The sequence below is a fragment of the Fibrobacter sp. UWB5 genome (assembly GCF_002210295.1).
Classification (GTDB): Bacteria; Fibrobacterota; Fibrobacteria; order Fibrobacterales; family Fibrobacteraceae; genus Fibrobacter.
In genome coordinates this window covers 96,264-114,157 of the sequence record NZ_MWQH01000006.1, presented here as the reverse complement: position 1 = coordinate 114,157, position 17,894 = coordinate 96,264, and the positions used below count along the sequence as shown (strand labels likewise).

Here is a 17,894-nt window from a genome sequence, read left to right as displayed (position 1 = left end):
TTTAACTCATTGCTGAGGCTTGGGCGGCATGCCAATTCCTGCCGATTTGAAGGCCTTTTTGGCAATAAACGGCATGGCAATGAATATCATGAGATAGCCGAATACAAAACAGGCAATTTGAGAACCTACGAACATGGGCAAAAAGGGCGGCTTATGATCGGGCGGCATGAGCACAAAGAATGCAAAAGTCACCATGACGGCGGTCATGAGCGGCGTATAAATCAGGTTAGAAACAAAAGTTTCAATGATGTGAGTCGTCATTTTATGCGGAGTCAGGTGGAATTTCCGGCCAAGAGCGGCGTTAATCTTACCCATCGGAACAATAAAACCGATGCCGAAGCTCACCACAAAGCTCAAGACAAAGCTGCCGAACCAACCTATAATAATAGGGGCCAAAGGCATGCCGGCAGGGCGTTCAGCCGTAGCGGTACCAAATATGCTGAGCGTAAAGCTCATCCATAAGGCCATCATGAATGAAATTTTCAAGCCAACAGCCTTCATTTGGGCCGGATTTGGGCCACGATTCGGTGTTTCTGTATTCATAAGGAGTCCTTCTTATAACTTTTATTTACAAAGATATACTCTTTTTTCATGAAAAAGCATTTTTGTTCAAATAATTGTAAAAAAGTCGTTGTACGTTTCAAAACAAAACAACTTTCTAATCTTTGCACTTGGCATGAAAATTGCTAAATATGGCACGGAAAATGTAAAACAGCGCCCCACCATATCAATGTGAGGCATTTTAAAAGGATTTTTTAGAAATGGCAGAAGATTTGAATCAGCAGGAACCGACCGCAGAAGAAAAGGCAAAATTCGAAGCAGACGTGCTCAAGGCCGCCGAAGAAGCCATGAAGATGGAAGCCGAGGCCAACAAGGCCGCGGACCAGGCTGCTGGCGAAGCCCAGGACGAAGCAGCCGCTGACAAGCCCGCCGAAGCCTCTGCCGAACAGCCGGCAGAACCTGCCGAAGCCGCCCCCTCTGCCGAAGACCCGACTGCAGCCCTCAAGGCCGCCCTTGCCGATGCAAACGACCGCAACTTGCGCCTGATGGCCGAATTCGACAACTACCGCCGCCGCACCGCCAAGGAACAGCTCGAACTCATCGAGACCGCGAACGGCAAGCTCCTGGAAAAACTCTCCGAAGTGCAGGACAACTTCGAGCGCGCCTTCGCCAGCGAAAACAAGGCCCAGGATTTGGAAGCCTTCGAAAAAGGCATGCAGATGATCTACAACCAGTTCGCAAAGATTTTGACCGACGCGGGCCTCGAGCAAATCGACCCGACAGGCGCGGAATTCGACCCGAACATGCACGAAGCCCTGATGCAGCAGCCCAGCGAGACCGTGCCCGAAGGCCACGTGGTCACCGTGTTCCAGAAGGGCTACAAGCTCAAGAACAAAATCTTGAAGACCGCGAAGGTGATTGTCTCGTCCGGCAAGTAATTCCACGAGACTCCCCCGCCCCCTTTTGAAAAAATGTCAATGACAAATTAACCCCGTGGTATTCCGCGGGGCTTTTCGCGATATATCTTTATCTCTGGTGTAAAACATGTTTGGAGATTAAGATGAAAAATATTTTATCCGTTACTTCTGTATTGGCTTTGGCTGGAATGGCCTTTGCCCAGCAACCAATCATTACAACCAACTACACGTGTGACCCGGCGCCCTATGTCCATGGGGATACGGTTTACCTGTACACGACCCACGACGAGGACAATGCCGAAGGGTTCGTCATGTACGACTGGCTGTTACACACGTCTACAGACATGGTCAACTGGACTAGCCACGGGGCTGTGGCCTCCCTGAACGATATCCAGTGGAGTACTAAGACCAATGGCGCTTGGGCCGAGCAGGTTGTGTTTCGCAATGGCAAATGGTACATGTACGTCCCCATTCACGGCAACGGCATTTCCGTCTTGGTGGCAGATAGTCCCTACGGCCCCTTCAAGGAACCTCTGAACAAGGCCTTGGTTTGGCAGCGGCAACATTGGAACGACATCGACCCCACCGTATGGGTGGATGATGACGGCCAGGCCTATTTGTACTGGGGAAATCCCGACCTCTATATGATCAAGCTTAACGAAGACATGATCAGTACTTCCGGCAATATTGTTACCTACCCCAAGATCAAGGATTACCAGGAAGGCCCTTGGCTCTACAAGCACGATAAACATTACTATATGGCTTTTGCTTCCACCTGCTGTGCCGAAGGCATCGGTTACGCCATGAGCGACTCCCCCACGGGCCCCTGGACCTACAAGGGCGACATTATGCCTCATTCCTCCCGCAGTAATGGAAACCACCCGGGAATTGTGGATTACAAGGGGAAATCATACGTTTTTGGCCATCATTACCAGCTTTGGCACCAGAAATCCGATAAAATGGGCCTTAAGTTCCAGCACAAGGAACGCCGTTCTGTTGGCGTTGCCGAGATGAAGTATAATGCCGACGGAACCATCCAGAAGATTGAGTGGTGGCCGGACAATGGCGTGGCCCAGCTGGAAGATTTTGACCCGTACAAGCGCGTGGAAGCGGAAACCATGTCGTGGGGCGAAGACGTGAGGGTCCGTAAGAGCGGTACCGCCGGCAATACGGTCATCACCAACCTTACCGAAGGCAAGTACACCAAGATTAGCGGCGTGGAATTCGGTGACGTCGGCGCAGAATCCTTCTCGGCTTCCGTTTTGAGCGTTAAGAGGGCATCCTCCGTTACGGTTCGCCTGGACAAGGTGGATGGCCCCGTGGTTGCCAAGGCTGAATTCAGTAAGGACGGTCTGGTGACCGTGCCTGCCGAAGGTGCAGTTGGCAAGCATGATGTATTCTTCATGTTCGCAGGTGATTTCGAAGCCGATTACTGGGAATTTGAAGACAGCAAGACCGCAGTTCCTCAGGGGCCGTTCTGCAAGGCGAAACTCAACGACCCCGAGGCAAAATGCAATTTGCCGGTTGTGGGCGCGAAGGTCGAGGGCACGGCCAACTTCATCGACTTCGAGAACTACGATGTGGGCGGTGCGGGCAAGGCTTACTACGACATGGACACCAAGAACCAGGGCGGCGAATACCGCGAAGACCGCGTGGACATCGTGAAGAACGGCGACGGATTTGCCGTGGGCTACACGCAGAAGGGCGAATGGCTGGAATACACCGTGAACGTGCAGGCCGGCGGGAAGCTCCCCTTCGAGCTCAGTTACGCTAGCGGCATGGACAACACCGGCGTGCGCCTGTTCATGGATGACGAGCCGATTACCGACACCCTCGCGCTCACGGGCACCGGGGATTTCGACACCTACGGCACCTTCAAGGGAACGACCACCAAGGAACTCACCACGGGCGAACACGTGCTCAAGTTGATGGTGACAAGCGACTACGTGAACCTCGACTGGATTGCTTTTGGCGAAAGCGAAGGCAGCGCTGAGGACATCAGGAACGGAACCACGGGCATTGTGCCGAAAATCGCCGCCGGAGCCGCGGGCATGGTAAATGCTTTCGCAAGGGCCGCAGGCAGCTACAGGGTGTTCGACCTGATGGGCTCCGAACTCGGGAACATCCGCCTGAACGCTGGCGCAACGCTCACGGACCTTAAGGCCGGACTCAAGACTGCCGGCTACCAGGGCGGAGCCTATGTGATTAGGAATGCCGCCGGACAGACCCTGCGAATCAATTTCGGGAAATAACCTCCTCCCCCCGCATTAAAAATCCTCCCCTGCGGAGGATTTTTTCATTTTTTGCTCTATTTGGCCGTTTTTATCAAATAACTTCGATAAAAGGTTAATGACGAAAAATTGTATTTAGGAGGCAAAGGCTCCTTGCTCAAACCTTCTATAAAATCGTCTATATACTTTTGAAATTTTTCCACAATAAACACATAGCGTTTCAATACTTGATTTTTGAAAAAAAGCAATTTTTGGGGCATTTTTTATGGAAAAAGGTAACACCCTGCGAATCAATTTTGGGAAGCCCCCCCCCCCAAAAAAAAATTAGTTGATCACTAAGGTTGCCAATTAAGACAATTCGTTTTGTAAAATTGTCAAGTTTTGTTTTGTATTTTTGTTCAATTCTGTTTTGTATTTTTGGAAGAAAAATGCCGAATTCATTGTAAAAGCGCATTTTTATAGCATTTTTCTTGAGATGTCGGCGTGTTGGGGTGCGGGGTGGTTGATTTTGGGGTGGGGTTAAGCGTCCATCATCAAACGAGGTTCTAACGCCTCAATTTTATAATTGCCACGAACGGACTTTTTCTTATTACTCTTGATGTTCTTCTTTGACATAAATAACTCCCTTAGGGCTTTTCCCCAAAGCCTTTTTTTTGTTAAATTTTTCAGATTATAAATTCAGATTTTAGTTTATCTACAATGAGGAATAGTCCTTCACACAGCGAACAGATAGGCCATAAACTTTTCCTAACCGAGCTATATTCCATTCTGATTTATCCAAAAAAATCTCGAAAGCCACCTGATCAGAATTTTCCTTGGGTAACCAATAGCGACCATATTCTCCAACATGATCATACCGACATCCTTTTTGGTCGTTATATCCACCACCCCCAAACAAAGCAGAAAAGCCATTACTATTTACACCCTCTGAAGCTAACGATATAGATCTATATGCAGATTCTTCACCTCGAATCATGGCACGCCATTCATTTTCATTCATCACATGCCAACCCTCCGGACATATTCCTTGAATTTGAAGATAATTCCAATCATAAACAGATTTTATTCCCGTCGCAATGGAATCAGGACAATTCGGCGTCGTTCCAGTCCACACACTATCACACGCCCTAGGGAGTCCAAATGTTTCGCTCCAAGAATATAAGCCTCCAAAATAATGCTCGCAATACCAGGGATCATCGTCATAGCAGAATTTTTCAACCTCATTATCATCAAAAACAGTCGTTCCAAGATTCACCTGGGTACCATAATTCAAATTTTGAGCAAACACTTCAAACTCAGGTGATGTCGCAGACTTAGTTTTTATAACGATGGTCCTATATTCCTGCCCATCACGCGGGTCTTTGAAAGTTCCATACGATTTCTCTTCGTTAAAGACACTGTCTTCTTTGAATTTATCCTTGTACGGATAAGTCTTTGCACTAGAAGAACTACTACTAGAAGGCGGAATGTAAGGGACAAGAAAACCTTCTTCACATACATACTTTTCATCGTCAATTTCCCAAATACCGGATCCACCTTCACAAGGTATATGCCAATCAACAATAGAAAAAGAACTACTAGACTTCACCACTGAGGAGCTACTATTCTTGCCACTTACAGAACTAGAGGACCTCGAACTGCCACCGGAAGATGTTCCTTTGTCCGTAACGGAACTCGAGGAGATTGCATCATCGCCACTAGAGGACGAAACTTCCGCTACCGGGTCCGGTCCGGCTCCGCTGGAACTGTCATCACAGGCGGCTAAAAACAAAGCAAGTATAATAGAGATTGCCGCGCACTCCGTGCTCGCAATGACATTATTAGTGTTTATGATATGCTTCAACCACTTCGTCGCAATCACTTTTCTACAATTTTTCATATTACTCCGTTACCTCGGTATTCTGTTTATATTTTCCGCGCGCAAATATAACTGAATAAGAATATTTTCCATTTCCATGGAACCGGCGCTAATCGAATATTCGCCAAAATTCATATTAGCAGCATCGGCTTCCTTAATCCAATCATTCGCATTCGGCGCAGCGTCCATCAAGAGTCTCGGTTCGAGAGACTCGATTTTATAGCTGTTGCGAGAAACTTTCTTGGCAATTTTCTTGTTGTTCTTTTTGGACTTGGACATATAGACCCCATTGGCTTTTCAAGGAAAAGCCTAGTTAATTTGTTTAAAATCTTGTTATAATTAGTAGTTTTTTACACAGCGGACAGAAAAGCCCTGCGTTTTTAAACCTCTAAAGGTTCTATTAAACTCATTCGTTTGAATCGCAACTCGATATGAACAATCATCATATTCTGGATATTGTTGCGGCAGCCAATATAACGCAGAATTTGAAATGTATCCATACTCTAGAGCTACAGGATTCCAATACCCTGCAGGCAGCAAGGACATTCCGTACAAATTCTCGTTGCCGAAGCCGGCAACATTCGAGCCCATATAGTGGGCGACACTGCCCCCCGTTCTTTGGTCTAAATGCGCCCATTCGCCAGAATTCATAATATGCCAGCCCTCCGGGCAAATTCCCTGATGCTGGACGTAGTTCTGGGGTTGCCCATATCCACTGGGATAAACAAATTTTTGCGAGCAGGCCTCCGCACTGATGGATACACTGTCGCATACGGCAGGAAAGCCCATTGCATTGCTCCAGGTATAGAGTCCGCCCCAGCCATTTTCGCAGTACCACGAGTCGTCATCGTAGCAGTACTTCGTGGAATCGCCCTGCACCGTACCGCCCGACACCATCTTGCCATAATTCAGGTTTTCGGCAAAGATAACATAGGTTCTCTCAAAAGAATCATCATACATGCTCACCGTACGATACTTGTGTCCGTCGCGAGGGTCTGTGAATTCTCCGTACTCAACATCCGGATTGAATTGTTCCGTCATATCGAAGTAGCTGCTAGTAGGCTCCGCCGAACTGGAGGATTCCGGAACCCAAAAACCGTCATGACAAATAACCTTTACCCCATTCGCCCTTTGAGTTTTGCCCTCCTCAGAGCAAGGCCTTTTTTCTTCGCCAGAGCTACTGTTCGTCCCTGCCGACGTTCCCGAACTGCTCGACGTTACAGAAGAACTGCTCTTGGCATCTGTAGACGAACTCGATTTCGCAGAAGACGAACTGTTCGTCGATGAGGACGAGACGCTATCGTCGCCGCTGCTCAGGATTTCGCTAGAGGAAGATTCCTTTTCCGGTTCAACGAAGCTGCTGCTGTCGTCGTCGCAGCAGGCGGTAAAAGCAAGAACTAGGCAAGCGATTGCTGCGGTCACTACGATCTTTCGAAATATCATCTATCCCTCAACTTCCGTTTTGCTGAAATATACATTTTTGAAAAAGAATTGGGGGTTTTAGGGGGTGGAACCCCTTAGGCGAGGGGGTGGTGAGCAACGGAGTGCGAACCAGGGGGAGGCATCCCCCTCCCCTCCTACACAGAGTGTTTTAATATGAAACACGCCTTTTTTGCCCCGGTTTAGGGGCTTTTCTTGTTTCAGAACGAAACGAAATGGCCGTTTTTTGCCTGTTATTAGCATTTGGCACGGGTTTTGCTTATGTATGGGCGTAAAAAATCGCCCCGTTCAGATTGATTCGCGGGCGGCAAGAATTTAAAAATAGGAGACTCACTATGAGCAAGATTATCGGTATTGACTTGGGAACGACCAACAGCTGCGTGTCCGTGATGGAAGGCGGCAAGCCGGTCGTGATCGCTAACGCGGAAGGTTTCCGCACCACTCCGTCCATTGTCGCTTTCGGCAAGAACGGCGAACGTCTGGTGGGCCACGTGGCAAAGCGTCAGGCCATCACCAACCCCGAAAAGACGATTTACTCCATCAAGCGTTTCATGGGCCGTACGGCCGGCGAATGCTCCGCTGCCGAAAAGAACATGCCCTACAAGCTGGTGGGCACGGGTTCTGACCCGGTCCGCGTGCAGGTGGACGACAAGCAGTTCGCTCCTCCCGAGATTTCGGCCATGGTTCTCCAGACCATGAAGAAGATTGCCGAAGACTACCTGGGCCAGCCGGTGACGCAGGCCGTGATTACGGTCCCCGCCTACTTTAACGACTCCCAGCGTCAGGCTACGAAGGACGCGGGCAAGATTGCTGGCCTCGAAGTGCTGCGTATCGTGAACGAACCGACGGCTGCTGCCCTCGCCTATGGTCTTGACTCCAAGAAGAGCGAAAAGGTCGCCGTGTATGACCTCGGTGGCGGTACGTTCGATATCTCTATCCTTGAAATCGACGACGGCATGTTCAGCGTGAAGGCCACCAACGGCGATACGATGCTCGGCGGTGACAACTTCGACGAAGTGATTATCGACTGGATCAACGACGAATTCAAGAAGGACAATCCGGGCATCGACCTGAAGAAGGACAAGATGGCCCTGCAGCGTTTGAAGGACGCCGCTGAAAAGGCGAAGATCGACCTTTCTGCCACGACTTCGACCAACATCAACCTCCCGTTCATCACTGCCGACGCTACTGGCCCGAAACACTTGGACCTCACGCTCAGCCGTGCAAAGTTTGACCAGCTGACCGCCCACCTGGTGGAACGCTCCATGGAACCGTGCCGCAAGGCTATCAAGGACTCCGGTCTTTCTTTGAGCGAAATCGACGAGGTGATCCTGGTCGGTGGTTCTACCCGTATCCCGGCCGTGCAGGAAGCTGTGCGCAAGTTCTTCGGCAAGGAACCGAACAAGACTGTGAACCCGGACGAAGTGGTGGCTATCGGTGCCGCCATCCAGGGTGCCGTGCTTAGCGGCGACTCCTCCGTGAAGGACGTGTTGCTCCTCGACGTGACCCCGCTTTCTCTGGGTATCGAAACCCTCGGTGGCGTGATGACCAAGCTCATCGACCGTAACACCACGATTCCGACCAAGAAGAGCCAGGTGTTCTCTACCGCCGAAGACAACCAGCCGGCCGTGACGATTCACGTGCTGCAGGGCGAACGCGAATTTGCCCGCGACAACCGTACGCTCGGCAAGTTCGACCTGACCGACCTCCCGAAGAAGCCGCGTGGCGTGCCGCAGATCGAAGTGACCTTCGATATCGACGCGAACGGCATTGTGCACGTGTCCGCCAAGGACAAGGAAACCGGTAAGGAACAGTCCATCAAGATTACTTCTTCCAGCGGCTTGTCTGAAGACGAAATCAACAAGATGGTGAAGGATGCCGAAGCTAACGCTGCCAAGGACAAGGAACAGCGCGAACTTGTGGACATCAGGAACCAGGCCGAACAGATGGCTTACCAGGCTGAAGGTCAGCTCAAGGAATTTGGCGACAAGCTCCCGGCCGACACCAAGAGCCAGCTGCAAGCAGCCATCGACGACATCAAGGCCAAGAAGGACAACGGCACCAAGGAAGAGATCAAGGCCGCTATGGACAAGCTCCAGGGCATGATCAGCTCCATGGCCCAGGCCGCCGGTGCAAACCAGGCTCAGCCGGGTCCGCAGCCGGGCGCTTCTGAACAGCCGAAGAACGACAAGAAGGGTGACGGCCCGGAAGTCGTCGACGCGGAAGTGGTTGACTAATTAAGCGTACGGCAGGTAATCGGTGTGTCGCCGGTTATCGGCCTCATACAGAAAGGATTGGCTCTCTTTTAGGGAGCAATCCTTTTTGCGTAAAATGAGCGAGCGCAAAAATGGCTGAAAAAAGAGATTATTACGAAGTTCTAGGCGTCGGCAAGGACGCAAGTGCTGACGAAATCAAGCACGCCTACAAGAAACTTGCCATCAAGTACCACCCGGACAAGAACCCGGGCGACAAGGAAGCCGAAGAGAAGTTCAAGGAGGCTGCCGAGGCCTACGACGTGCTCAGCAACCCCGAAAAGCGTAAACAGTACGACCAGTTCGGCTTTAACGCCCCCGGTGGCGGTTTTGGTGGCGGCGGATTCGGCGGTCAGGGATTCAGTTTCGAGGATATTTTCTCGAACTTTGGCGATATTTTCGGTGGCGGATTCGGTGGTTTTGGCGGCAGCCGTCGTGGCGGTCGCAAGGCCGGGCCTCCGCGCGGAAACGATTTGCAGATCAAGGTGGCGCTCAGCTACAAGGAAATCTTCGAGGGCTGCACCAAGAAGGTTCGCCTGAAACGCTACACGCCGTGCACGGAATGTAACGGCAATGGCGGCCAGGACATCAAGGAATGCAGCACCTGCCATGGAACGGGTCGTGTGCGCCGCTCTACGGGCGGATTTTTCCAGATGATTACCGAGAGCGCCTGCCCCACCTGTAACGGCATGGGTGAAGTTATCGCGAAACCGTGTAGCAACTGCCATGGCGAAGGCCGTGTGCAGGAAACGGAAGAGATTTCCATCAAGATTCCGGCGGGCGTTGCCGAGGGCCAGTACCTGAACCTGCGCGGCGAAGGCAACTGCGGCCCCCGTGGCGGTGCCTGCGGCGACTTGCTGGTGGTGATTGCCGAAAAGCCCGATGACTTCTTCAGCCGCGAAGGCGACGACTTGCACTGCGAAGTCAAGGTGCCTATCCACAAACTGGTCCTTGGCGGGACTCAGCGCATTCCGACGCTTGACGGTAAAGAGGTGCAGATCAAGATTGCGGCCGGCACTCAGGCCGGGAGCATCTTGCGCCTGCGCGAACAGGGCCTGTACCCGCTGAACAAGCGTGGCGACCGTGGAAGCCTCTACGTGAATATCGGCGTGGAAATCCCGAAGGACTTGAGCCGCGAAGAGAAGGAACTCTACCAGAAACTCGCGGAACTGCGCCACGACAAGGAAACCGCACAGGAAGAGAGTTTCCTTGAGAAGATGAAGAATCTGTTCAAGTGACGCGCAATGTCATCCTGAGCCCATTCGGCAAGCTCAGGGTAAACTTCGGGCAATGCCCGTAGTCGAAGGATCTCAGAAATACTCCCGAGCAGCAATGCCCGGGATTTTTATTTATAAAGTGACATTTTGTAGATTGTGGGGTGTTTAACAGGAGAAAGTTTTATAGAAGAACGTTTCTTTTGGATGGAGACACAATGAGAAAAGTGGTCATTTTGAACGCGAGTCCGCGCAAAGACGGAAACATCAGCCAAATGCTGAATATCATGGGTGATACCTTGTTCAAAAAAGGCACCGAAGTCAACATCATTGATGTCTGCAAGCTGGAATTTCGCCCGTGTATCGGCTGCATGAAATGCCGTAGCACGCATGATTGCGTCATGCCAGAAGACGATGCAAAACGGATTCTGCGCCTGGTGCAAGAAAGCGACGCCCTTGTGGTCGGTTCGCCTTGCTACTGGGGCAACATGACCGGGCAACTCAAAATGCTATTTGACCGCTGGGTTTATGGAATGATGGACCACAGCGAACGCGATTATCCGATTCCACTGTTAAAAGGAAAGAAGGCTGTCATCGTTACGACTTGCACCACCCCATGGCCATTCAACCTGATTTTCAAGCAGTCAGCCGGCACCGTCCGCGCCCTGAAAGAAGTGCTTTGCTGGAGCGGCTTCAAAATCGCAAGCGTGATTCAAAAAGGCGCAACCCACAAAAGGCCCGGCCTTACGCCCAAAGAAATTGCCAAGTGCAAGAAAATCGCCTTGTCTTTAGGTTCGCATTAAAGGCGTGAAAACGCAATCGGGCTGTTTTATTCCGCTTCGCGCTGGAGTTGCGGGATCATTTTGTCAGACCATTCTTCGAAATCGCCGGCCTCGATGTGATCGCGGGCCTGTTGCATTAAATGCAGGTAGAAATGCAAGTTATGCAGCGTTGAAAGCGTCCAGCCAAGGGGTTCCTTGGTCTTGAATAGGTGACGCACGTAGGCGCGGGTGTAGTTCCGGCAGCAATGGCAGTTGCATTCCGGGTCTAGCGGGCGTTCGTCATCAGCGAACTTGGCGTTCTTGTAGCGGAGCACTCCCCTGCTGGTGTACACAAGGCCATCCTGCGCGTTCTTAGCGGGCAGAATGCAGTCGAACATGTCGACCCCGCGCTTGATGAGTTCCAGCAGGTTCCAGGGCGTGCCCACCCCCATCACGTAACGGGCGCGGTTGGTTGGCAGCGAATTCGTGCAGAAATCCGCAATTTCGTACATGGTTTCGACGGGTTCGCCTACGGAAAGGCCGCCCATCGCGTAGCCATCGGGAGAGATTTCTTTGAGCGCATCGATGGATTTTTGGCGTAATTCCTTATGCATGCCGCCCTGCACAATCCCGAAGAAGAATTGCGGGTAATCGTGGACAGGCGGGTTTTCGCGGAGCCAATCCACTGCGCGGCGGGTCCATTTGAGCGTGTAGTCCAGCGAGTGCGAAGCCTCTTCGACGGTGCTCGGGTAAGGCGTGCATTCATCGAAGGCCATAATGATATCAGCGCCGATTTCGCGCTGAGCCTTCATTACCGATTCTGGCGTGAACAAATGACGCGAGCCATCCAGATGACTGCGGAATTCCACGCCCTCTTCAGTAATGTGGCGGAGTTCCTTGAGGCTCCAAACCTGGAATCCGCCGCTGTCCGTGAGCATCGGGCCGTTCCAGCCCATAAACTTCTGCACGCCGCCCATCTTGGCCACAAGTTTTGTGCCCGGGCGCAAATACAGGTGGTAAGTGTTCGCGAGAATGATTTGCGCTTGCATTTCGCGCAGGTCCCGCGACGAAAGCCCCTTCACGCTTGCAAGAGTGCCCACCGGCATAAAAATCGGCGTTTCTACCACGCCGTGGGCGGTGTGGAGCCGACCGCGGCGGGCCTTGCTCTTGTCGCTTGTCTTGACGAGTTCGAAGGGATTCTGATTCACGGGGCAACCGGATTAAAACTGTTCGCGGATTTTTTGAGCGAGGGCGAAGCCGGCGGCGCGGGCCTGTGCAACAGAGTCGGCGGCGCGGGCGTCAAGGGGCCGCGAAACTTGAACGCGGAGCAGGCGTTTGCTGGATTCATCCCAGTAAATGCCGCGGAGCGCGAGAGTGCCTGCATCGCTAAATTCGGCGAAACTTGCAACCGGGAATTGACAGCCGGCGTTGAGCGCCTTAAGGTAGGCCATTTCGGCGACGGCGATGGCATACGATTCGGCGTCGTTGACACGGGCTAGCTGGCCGGCAAGTTCGTCGGACGGCGAGCAAAGCGTTTCGATGGCGAGGATGCCTTGGCCGGAAGCCGGGAGAATCTGCTCGGTGCTAAAGTATTCAGTCACCTGGTCGGCAAGCCCCATGCGCTTGAGGCCAGCGGCGGCGAGCACAACAGCGTCCAATTCCGCAAGCTTACCGAGGCGAGTCTGGATGTTCCCGCGAATAGGTACGTATTCCAAATCCGGGCGAAGCGCCTTCAATTGCACCACACGGCGAATGCTACCGGTGCCGACGCGGGCACCTGCGGGCAAATCCATGAACTTGGTGCCAGCGGCTCCCCCACGGGCAATAAATGCATCGCGCGGGTCTTCGCGTTTCAATACCGCTGCAAGCTTGAATTCGGGCAAAACTTCTGCCGGCATGTCCTTTAAGCTGTGTACGGCAATGTCGGCGCGACCTTCTAAAAGAGCAACTTCAAGTTCCTTAATAAAAACGCCCTTGCCGCCAAAGCTAGCTAAAGATTTATCAAGACGGCGGTCGCCTTCGGTCGTCATTGAGACAAGTTCGTAGGTCAGACCCGGATTCACCGCCACAATGGCATCGGCTGCCATGGTCGTTTGCGCCAAGGCAAGCGCACTCTTGCGGGTTGCAACACGGAGTTTGAAATCAGCCACTGAAAGTCTCCTTCTTCAATGGAGATTCCGCATCAAGTGCGGAATGACATGATTGGGTCTGGTCCAAACAATTAAGAAATACACGAACATCTTCGGGCGAATTTTCAGCCTTTACCTTGTACAAGAAATCGTTGGCCATCTTTTTGGCAAAACGTTCGTACATCATTTGCACGCGGTGACGATCTTCTTCCGACAAGTCAGGCATCGAACGGAGCAATTTGTCAGATTCTTCATTCGCCGACTTCAGCATTCTTTCAGCATGCACACTAATCTGCTTCGAGACTTCGTCCATGCGCATCCACTGCAAGAATTCGTCGATGCCTTCTTTCAAAATCTTCTGGGCAGCTTCAAGCTCAATCATGCGCAGGCGGCGATTTTCAGAGACCACCTTCTCGAGGTCATCGACGCAAACGTATTGCACACCAGCGAGTTCACCAACGCTAGCTTCCGCATTGCGCGGGTTGCCCAAATCAATCACCAGGCGCTTGGCATTAGCGCTTACGCCCGGGTGTTCAGCCACCTTGCTGCAACGGCGTTCGAATACGACATCGAGCACGCCTTTAGGAGTATTATTGCCGTCGGGAGCCTCTACGGCTCCAATTGCCTTCGCATATTCGTCTTTCGTAATGATAGGCTCTTGGCAAGCGCTGCAAAGAATCACCACGTCACACTTGCCGAGCACCTGGTAGCGGTCTTCAAACTTGACCGGCGTGAGCACGTCTGCAAATTTTTCGGCATTTGCAAAGGTCTTGCTGCTCGCAAAAATCTTGGTGGTATTTTCTTGCACATACTTGAGCATCAAGGAACCCATTTCGCCGAGGCCCACAATGTACACAGTACGGTTTTCGAGGTCATCGAAAGTGTGCTGCACCTGTTTCATGGCCAAGAACGGAATGTTGCAGCTGAGCTTACTCAAGTTGGTCTCGGTCTTGATGCGTTTGGTGGTATGAATGGCACTCTGAAAGAGCTTGTTCAGGGTATTCCCCGTTGCATACAATTGGTGCGCCGTTTCGTAGGCGCGGCCAATCTGGTGTAAGATTTGGTCTTCACCCATTGCCACCGAATCAAGACCCGCACACACGTTCATTACGTGGTGCGCCACCTCGTCGCCCGACTTAAAATAAAAGAATTTCGCAAAATCGTCGTAATTCTGTCCGGCAAGTCCACAAACGTACTTCACCAATTCAACATCACTCAATTCGCAGTCAGACGCCACGTAAACCTCAGTACGGTTACAAGTGGCAAGTATCAAAAGTTCATCAAACGGGGAATGGCTCAACGCTTCGGTTTTGACATCCATCGGGATGTAAAACTTTTCGCGAATTGCGATCTCAGCCACCTTGTGGCTCATGCCTGCCATATAAATTTTGCGCATACGCTAAATTTAGAAAAATCTCAATAGCCAATTTCGTTGTCAATCCAACGGTAGCGCTGATTCATCCATTCTATCATGGTTTCAACCGCTTCGTCGTAGGAACCATACGGATCTTTAAGAGCCCAGTTTTCGGTGTTTTGCATGACCGGCCAGCGACGGTATTCATTTTCAATAGCCTTGTCAATAATGGTGCGGTACAACGGAACACTGTCAATCAATTCCTTAAATGTTTCGCGGTGTTCTTTCCAATAATCAACGGCAGCGCTATCAATCAAGGAATTCTGGAGAAGGTAGTAATTCAAGCGGTACCTGCGAATGTACCATTCTTCGGGCGCCTTGTTCTGTTCACGGGAGGCATTTCCAAAAGCCAAGTCAAAATCCCACAAGGGACCAAAGTGAATCGGTTCGCCTTTTTTCCAAGTGAAGTGTACGCTACGGGCAAAGTTGCCATCTTCGTTCTTCGAAAATTCATGAACCCAGTAAAAAAGGAGGTAGTCATCAAGATCAATCCAATCTACGATTTCATCGCTATTGTATCTATAAGGGCGCATCGCAAAATTTTCGAATGCGTTTATATGATCCAGCAAAAGCTGTTCTGTTTCAGGCGACGGATTTTTCGGAGATTTGATGTGGTAATAATAACCGTTATCACTCTGAACGTAAGGCGGATCAAACTTTTTAGAATCTTCTTTTTCGACCAAGAAGGTCGTATCGTTTTCGTCAATGTTCACGCGATTCTTGGCGACCTTGATTGTTTCAGAGAGCAAATAAAGCCCCATGTACTTGCGGTTAAGATAAACCTCGACAAACTGCATTCTAGGCGTATACTTGGCACCGAGCCATTCCGAAAGGCGCGTAATCATGTAATTGCGCAAATGGGTCTTGTCGCCGTAATTTGCAATCAACGCCCAGTCGCGATTCTTGGGCATTCCAAAGAGTTTCACCTTGTCTTTGAATTCCAATTTCAGGCCATACTTGGGCATTTTAAAACTAGAATTGCCTCGGCCACGCACGGTGAGCTCGTAGACTTCGCTTTCGGGAGCTTTTTCGCCGTAAATTTGCAAATGCGAGGGAATCTCGGTTTCGCGGTCTCGAATGCCTGCAAAGTCCTTGGTCTCAATCACGATTCGCGGAAGCCCTGCATAAGGGTACATCGAATCGTCTATGGGAAGACTTTCGGGATTGCTTTCGGTTTCGGCCCAATAACAGGCTGCAAGGCAGATGCAGCAAAAAAATGCTGCAAGCAGCTTCAAAGCGATGTTATTTGTGGTCGACAAGATCATTCGCAAAAAATATAATTCTTTTAATTACCACACGGATACACAGTCACTACGTTCCTGTAGCAAATGCTCGCCTCGGTCATGCCAAATCAAGTCTTGTCACGACACTCGGCTTATGCATTTGTTTAGTTTCACTAACGTGAAATCCGTTTTATTGATTGATTCAAACTTTTATATATTTCTTGACATGAATAAAGTCTTCGGGTGCATTTTGTCAATTGCTTTTGCGGCAAGTTTTGCCACAGAAAGCCTGCATCCGGTTATGGCTCCCGCAACCCAATTGGGCGTTCAAGGGACAGTCGAATTAGACGAAGACATTTACAGCGGCGACATGGAAGTCTCGGCAGAATACGCCGTACACCCGCGCCTAAGCCTTTATGTGGACGGCGCATTCCGTTTTTTAAGCTATAGCTACGAATATTCCACCGAAGGCTACATTCACAATTACTGCAATCTGCACGTAAATGGCTTTAACGAGACCTACGTGGGCGCAAAAGGGCTAATTCTCCCCTACTTAGGGCTGAATCTCGGCTGGCAATTCCCGCCCGGCGAAGGTTCCCAAAAGAACCGCTTTCACCGCCTGAATGTAGAGCCCTTCAGCCTGCTGCAGGTTTCTAAGAATCTAACCATAGGCACAGCTTTTCGATACAATACCTTCCTCGAAGACCAAAACTTCAAGCCCGGTGACGAAATCGGGTTCAAGGCATCACTTGTCTGGACGCCAGCCCGCTGGGAATTTAGCGAAGTCTTCCTTTACCAAGCGCGAATCGAAGAGTCTGAAAACAGGAACCTGGACAAGCGCTATCGCAACATGAAGGACAAATACCGCGGCATGAAAATGAAGTTTGACGCTATGCGCTACTTCAACATCGCTGGGATTTCTACCGGATTCGGGCTGAATTACGAAATTCACGAAGGCACGTTATTCGGCTTTGAAACCGGGCACCGCGTCGGAATTGAAATGAAAATCCGATAAACGGGATTTTTAAACGAAAAATTTAAAACTCGTTTTCTTGAGTTCACGCACCGAACGCAAAACGACGTAATCTGGGTTGCCGATGGATTCGGCAGCCTCTTTAATTTGGCGGTCCAGTTCCTCGGCTGACTGGGCATGCATCATGGCGTAGAGCGTGTACGGGAATCCTTCGAAAGCCGGACGATTGTAGCAATGCGAAATATAGGGCTTTTGCGCAAGAATGTCGCCGCCATTAGTCGCATTAAAGCAGACCATGGCGTTGTCGGCAAAGCCCGCTTCTTGATGACGAAGGATCGCACCAAAGCGGCGCATGCGTCTCAAATCCAGGTCTTCGCGGAGTTCTTCACACGAAATTCCCCAATCCTTGAACGGGGTGAGCGTATGCGGAATATCTTCGCAGGCAATGCGGATTCGTGCACGATCTGCGCCTGCCATCAGTTTCGACCTGACACAAGTATTTTTACGGATTACCGGCGCTGCAGAACCGCCCATCACCGTATTAATCTTGAACTTCTTAGTCGCCAAGAGTACATGAACATCGTGCAGTTCCGTTTTCGAACAAACGTCTTCGACAATCTTCTGGATTTCTGCTTCGGACTGGGCAATGACGGTAAACCACACATTGTATTCGTGGCTGCGCTGATAATTATGAGTTATCGCAGGAATTTCATTAACGGTGGTAGCAAACGCCTCTAAGGCGGACTCCGTTACCTTCCCTGCGCAAAGGCGGGAAATAAAGCCGAGCGCCTTGGAATCGTACACTCCCCCGATACGGCGGATAATGCCCGACTGTCGTAAATTCTCAACTGCAGCAAAAACGCTCTGTTCATCGGAACCAAGCTGTTCCGCCAGCACCAGGTACGGACGTTCTTCCAGCGGAAAAGCGTCTTGGATGATGGCGAGAAGGTTTTGCTCAAGTTCGGTCATACGAATGCGAAA

The 17,894-nt window shown here is 50.8% G+C and carries 16 protein-coding genes; 6 read left to right on the top strand and 10 right to left on the bottom strand.

Features of this window, described 5'->3' with window-relative positions; translation table 11 throughout:
• Window positions 1–6: 6 nt before the first annotated feature.
• A complete protein-coding gene (locus tag B7989_RS09910) occupies window positions 7–543 on the bottom strand; it encodes a hypothetical protein (RefSeq protein WP_088628341.1) in 537 nt (178 codons plus the stop codon).
• A 218-nt stretch (window positions 544–761) separates the two neighbouring features.
• On the opposite strand from B7989_RS09910, the gene grpE reads away from it, so the two are divergent.
• Complete coding sequence (gene grpE, locus B7989_RS09905) at window positions 762–1,439, top strand: nucleotide exchange factor GrpE (protein WP_088628340.1); 678 nt, start codon at window positions 762–764, stop codon at window positions 1,437–1,439.
• Window positions 1,440–1,561: 122 nt separating this feature from the next.
• The gene (locus B7989_RS09900) at window positions 1,562–3,670 is read left to right on the top strand and encodes a family 43 glycosylhydrolase (protein ID WP_233144355.1); all 2,109 of its coding nucleotides are present in this window, start codon (window positions 1,562–1,564) and stop codon (window positions 3,668–3,670) included.
• A 498-nt stretch (window positions 3,671–4,168) separates the two neighbouring features.
• Here the strand turns inward: B7989_RS09900 and B7989_RS14355 are convergent, their stop codons facing one another.
• The 4 genes from B7989_RS14355 to B7989_RS09880 all read right to left on the bottom strand — a co-directional run bounded on the left by B7989_RS14355 (window position 4,169) and on the right by B7989_RS09880 (window position 6,950).
• Entirely contained in the window at window positions 4,169–4,264 is a 96-nt protein-coding gene (locus tag B7989_RS14355) for an LEPR-XLL domain-containing protein (RefSeq protein ID WP_144265016.1), read from the bottom strand.
• A 79-nt stretch (window positions 4,265–4,343) separates the two neighbouring features.
• Window positions 4,344–5,528, bottom strand: a complete 1,185-nt coding sequence (locus B7989_RS09890; RefSeq protein ID WP_088628338.1) for an FISUMP domain-containing protein — start codon at window positions 5,526–5,528, stop codon at window positions 4,344–4,346.
• Window positions 5,529–5,537: 9 nt separating this feature from the next.
• Window positions 5,538–5,786 (bottom strand): LEPR-XLL domain-containing protein, encoded by a 249-nt coding sequence (locus B7989_RS09885; protein ID WP_088628337.1) that lies wholly within the window; start codon window positions 5,784–5,786, stop codon window positions 5,538–5,540.
• Between the two features lie 60 nt (window positions 5,787–5,846).
• Window positions 5,847–6,950: an FISUMP domain-containing protein gene (locus B7989_RS09880; protein WP_088628336.1), complete on the bottom strand. Its 1,104-nt coding sequence runs from the start codon at window positions 6,948–6,950 to the stop codon at window positions 5,847–5,849.
• A gap of 332 nt (window positions 6,951–7,282) precedes the next feature.
• Between B7989_RS09880 and dnaK the strand changes: the two genes are divergently transcribed.
• The 3 genes from dnaK (at window position 7,283) to B7989_RS09865 (ending at window position 11,216) form a co-directional block, all read left to right on the top strand.
• The gene (gene dnaK / locus B7989_RS09875) at window positions 7,283–9,184 is read left to right on the top strand and encodes a molecular chaperone DnaK (protein WP_088628335.1); all 1,902 of its coding nucleotides are present in this window, start codon (window positions 7,283–7,285) and stop codon (window positions 9,182–9,184) included.
• Between the two features lie 110 nt (window positions 9,185–9,294).
• A complete protein-coding gene (gene dnaJ / locus B7989_RS09870) occupies window positions 9,295–10,437 on the top strand; it encodes a molecular chaperone DnaJ (RefSeq protein ID WP_088628334.1) in 1,143 nt (380 codons plus the stop codon).
• A gap of 194 nt (window positions 10,438–10,631) precedes the next feature.
• A complete protein-coding gene (locus B7989_RS09865) occupies window positions 10,632–11,216 on the top strand; it encodes a flavodoxin family protein (protein ID WP_088628333.1) in 585 nt (194 codons plus the stop codon).
• Between the two features lie 26 nt (window positions 11,217–11,242).
• Here the strand turns inward: B7989_RS09865 and tgt are convergent, their stop codons facing one another.
• Genes tgt through B7989_RS09845 form a run of 4 tightly spaced genes read right to left on the bottom strand, consistent with a single transcriptional unit; the run spans window position 11,243 to window position 15,982 of the window.
• A complete protein-coding gene (gene tgt, locus B7989_RS09860; protein WP_088628332.1) occupies window positions 11,243–12,382 on the bottom strand; it encodes a tRNA guanosine(34) transglycosylase Tgt in 1,140 nt (379 codons plus the stop codon).
• Between the two features lie 12 nt (window positions 12,383–12,394).
• The gene (gene hemC / locus B7989_RS09855; protein ID WP_088628331.1) at window positions 12,395–13,324 is read right to left on the bottom strand and encodes a hydroxymethylbilane synthase; all 930 of its coding nucleotides are present in this window, start codon (window positions 13,322–13,324) and stop codon (window positions 12,395–12,397) included.
• Window positions 13,317–14,699, bottom strand: a complete 1,383-nt coding sequence (locus B7989_RS09850) for a glutamyl-tRNA reductase (RefSeq protein ID WP_088628330.1) — start codon at window positions 14,697–14,699, stop codon at window positions 13,317–13,319. The genes hemC and B7989_RS09850 overlap by 8 nt, the downstream gene beginning before the upstream one ends.
• A gap of 20 nt (window positions 14,700–14,719) precedes the next feature.
• Window positions 14,720–15,982 (bottom strand): CotH kinase family protein, encoded by a 1,263-nt coding sequence (locus tag B7989_RS09845; protein WP_088628329.1) that lies wholly within the window; start codon window positions 15,980–15,982, stop codon window positions 14,720–14,722.
• A 184-nt stretch (window positions 15,983–16,166) separates the two neighbouring features.
• On the opposite strand from B7989_RS09845, the gene B7989_RS09840 reads away from it, so the two are divergent.
• Window positions 16,167–16,955 carry a hypothetical protein gene (locus B7989_RS09840; protein ID WP_144265015.1) on the top strand — a complete coding sequence of 263 codons (789 nt, stop codon included), beginning with the start codon at window positions 16,167–16,169 and terminating at the stop codon, window positions 16,953–16,955.
• A gap of 9 nt (window positions 16,956–16,964) precedes the next feature.
• On the opposite strand, the gene B7989_RS09835 is transcribed toward B7989_RS09840, so the two are convergent.
• Window positions 16,965–17,882, bottom strand: a complete 918-nt coding sequence (locus B7989_RS09835) for an Lrp/AsnC family transcriptional regulator (RefSeq protein WP_088628327.1) — start codon at window positions 17,880–17,882, stop codon at window positions 16,965–16,967.
• Window positions 17,883–17,894 lie beyond the last annotated feature (12 nt).

Bases quoted from the DNA above. Each gene is read 5' to 3' on its own strand.
- dnaJ (WP_088628334.1), top strand. From the start codon at position 9,295: ATGGCTGAAAAAAGAGATTATTACGAAGTTCTAGGCGTCGGCAAGGAC.
- dnaK (WP_088628335.1), top strand. From the start codon at position 7,283: ATGAGCAAGATTATCGGTATTGACTTGGGAACGACCAACAGCTGCGTG.
- B7989_RS09840 (WP_144265015.1), top strand. From the start codon at position 16,167: ATGAATAAAGTCTTCGGGTGCATTTTGTCAATTGCTTTTGCGGCAAGT.
- B7989_RS14355 (WP_144265016.1), bottom strand. From the start codon at position 4,264: ATGTCAAAGAAGAACATCAAGAGTAATAAGAAAAAGTCCGTTCGTGGC.
- B7989_RS09890 (WP_088628338.1), bottom strand. From the start codon at position 5,528: ATGAAAAATTGTAGAAAAGTGATTGCGACGAAGTGGTTGAAGCATATC.
- B7989_RS09885 (WP_088628337.1), bottom strand. From the start codon at position 5,786: ATGTCCAAGTCCAAAAAGAACAACAAGAAAATTGCCAAGAAAGTTTCT.
- B7989_RS09880 (WP_088628336.1), bottom strand. From the start codon at position 6,950: ATGATATTTCGAAAGATCGTAGTGACCGCAGCAATCGCTTGCCTAGTT.
- B7989_RS09865 (WP_088628333.1), top strand. From the start codon at position 10,632: ATGAGAAAAGTGGTCATTTTGAACGCGAGTCCGCGCAAAGACGGAAAC.
- grpE (WP_088628340.1), top strand. From the start codon at position 762: ATGGCAGAAGATTTGAATCAGCAGGAACCGACCGCAGAAGAAAAGGCA.
- B7989_RS09910 (WP_088628341.1), bottom strand. From the start codon at position 543: ATGAATACAGAAACACCGAATCGTGGCCCAAATCCGGCCCAAATGAAG.
- B7989_RS09835 (WP_088628327.1), bottom strand. From the start codon at position 17,882: ATGACCGAACTTGAGCAAAACCTTCTCGCCATCATCCAAGACGCTTTT.
- B7989_RS09845 (WP_088628329.1), bottom strand. From the start codon at position 15,982: ATGATCTTGTCGACCACAAATAACATCGCTTTGAAGCTGCTTGCAGCA.
- B7989_RS09850 (WP_088628330.1), bottom strand. From the start codon at position 14,699: ATGCGCAAAATTTATATGGCAGGCATGAGCCACAAGGTGGCTGAGATC.
- B7989_RS09900 (WP_233144355.1), top strand. From the start codon at position 1,562: ATGAAAAATATTTTATCCGTTACTTCTGTATTGGCTTTGGCTGGAATG.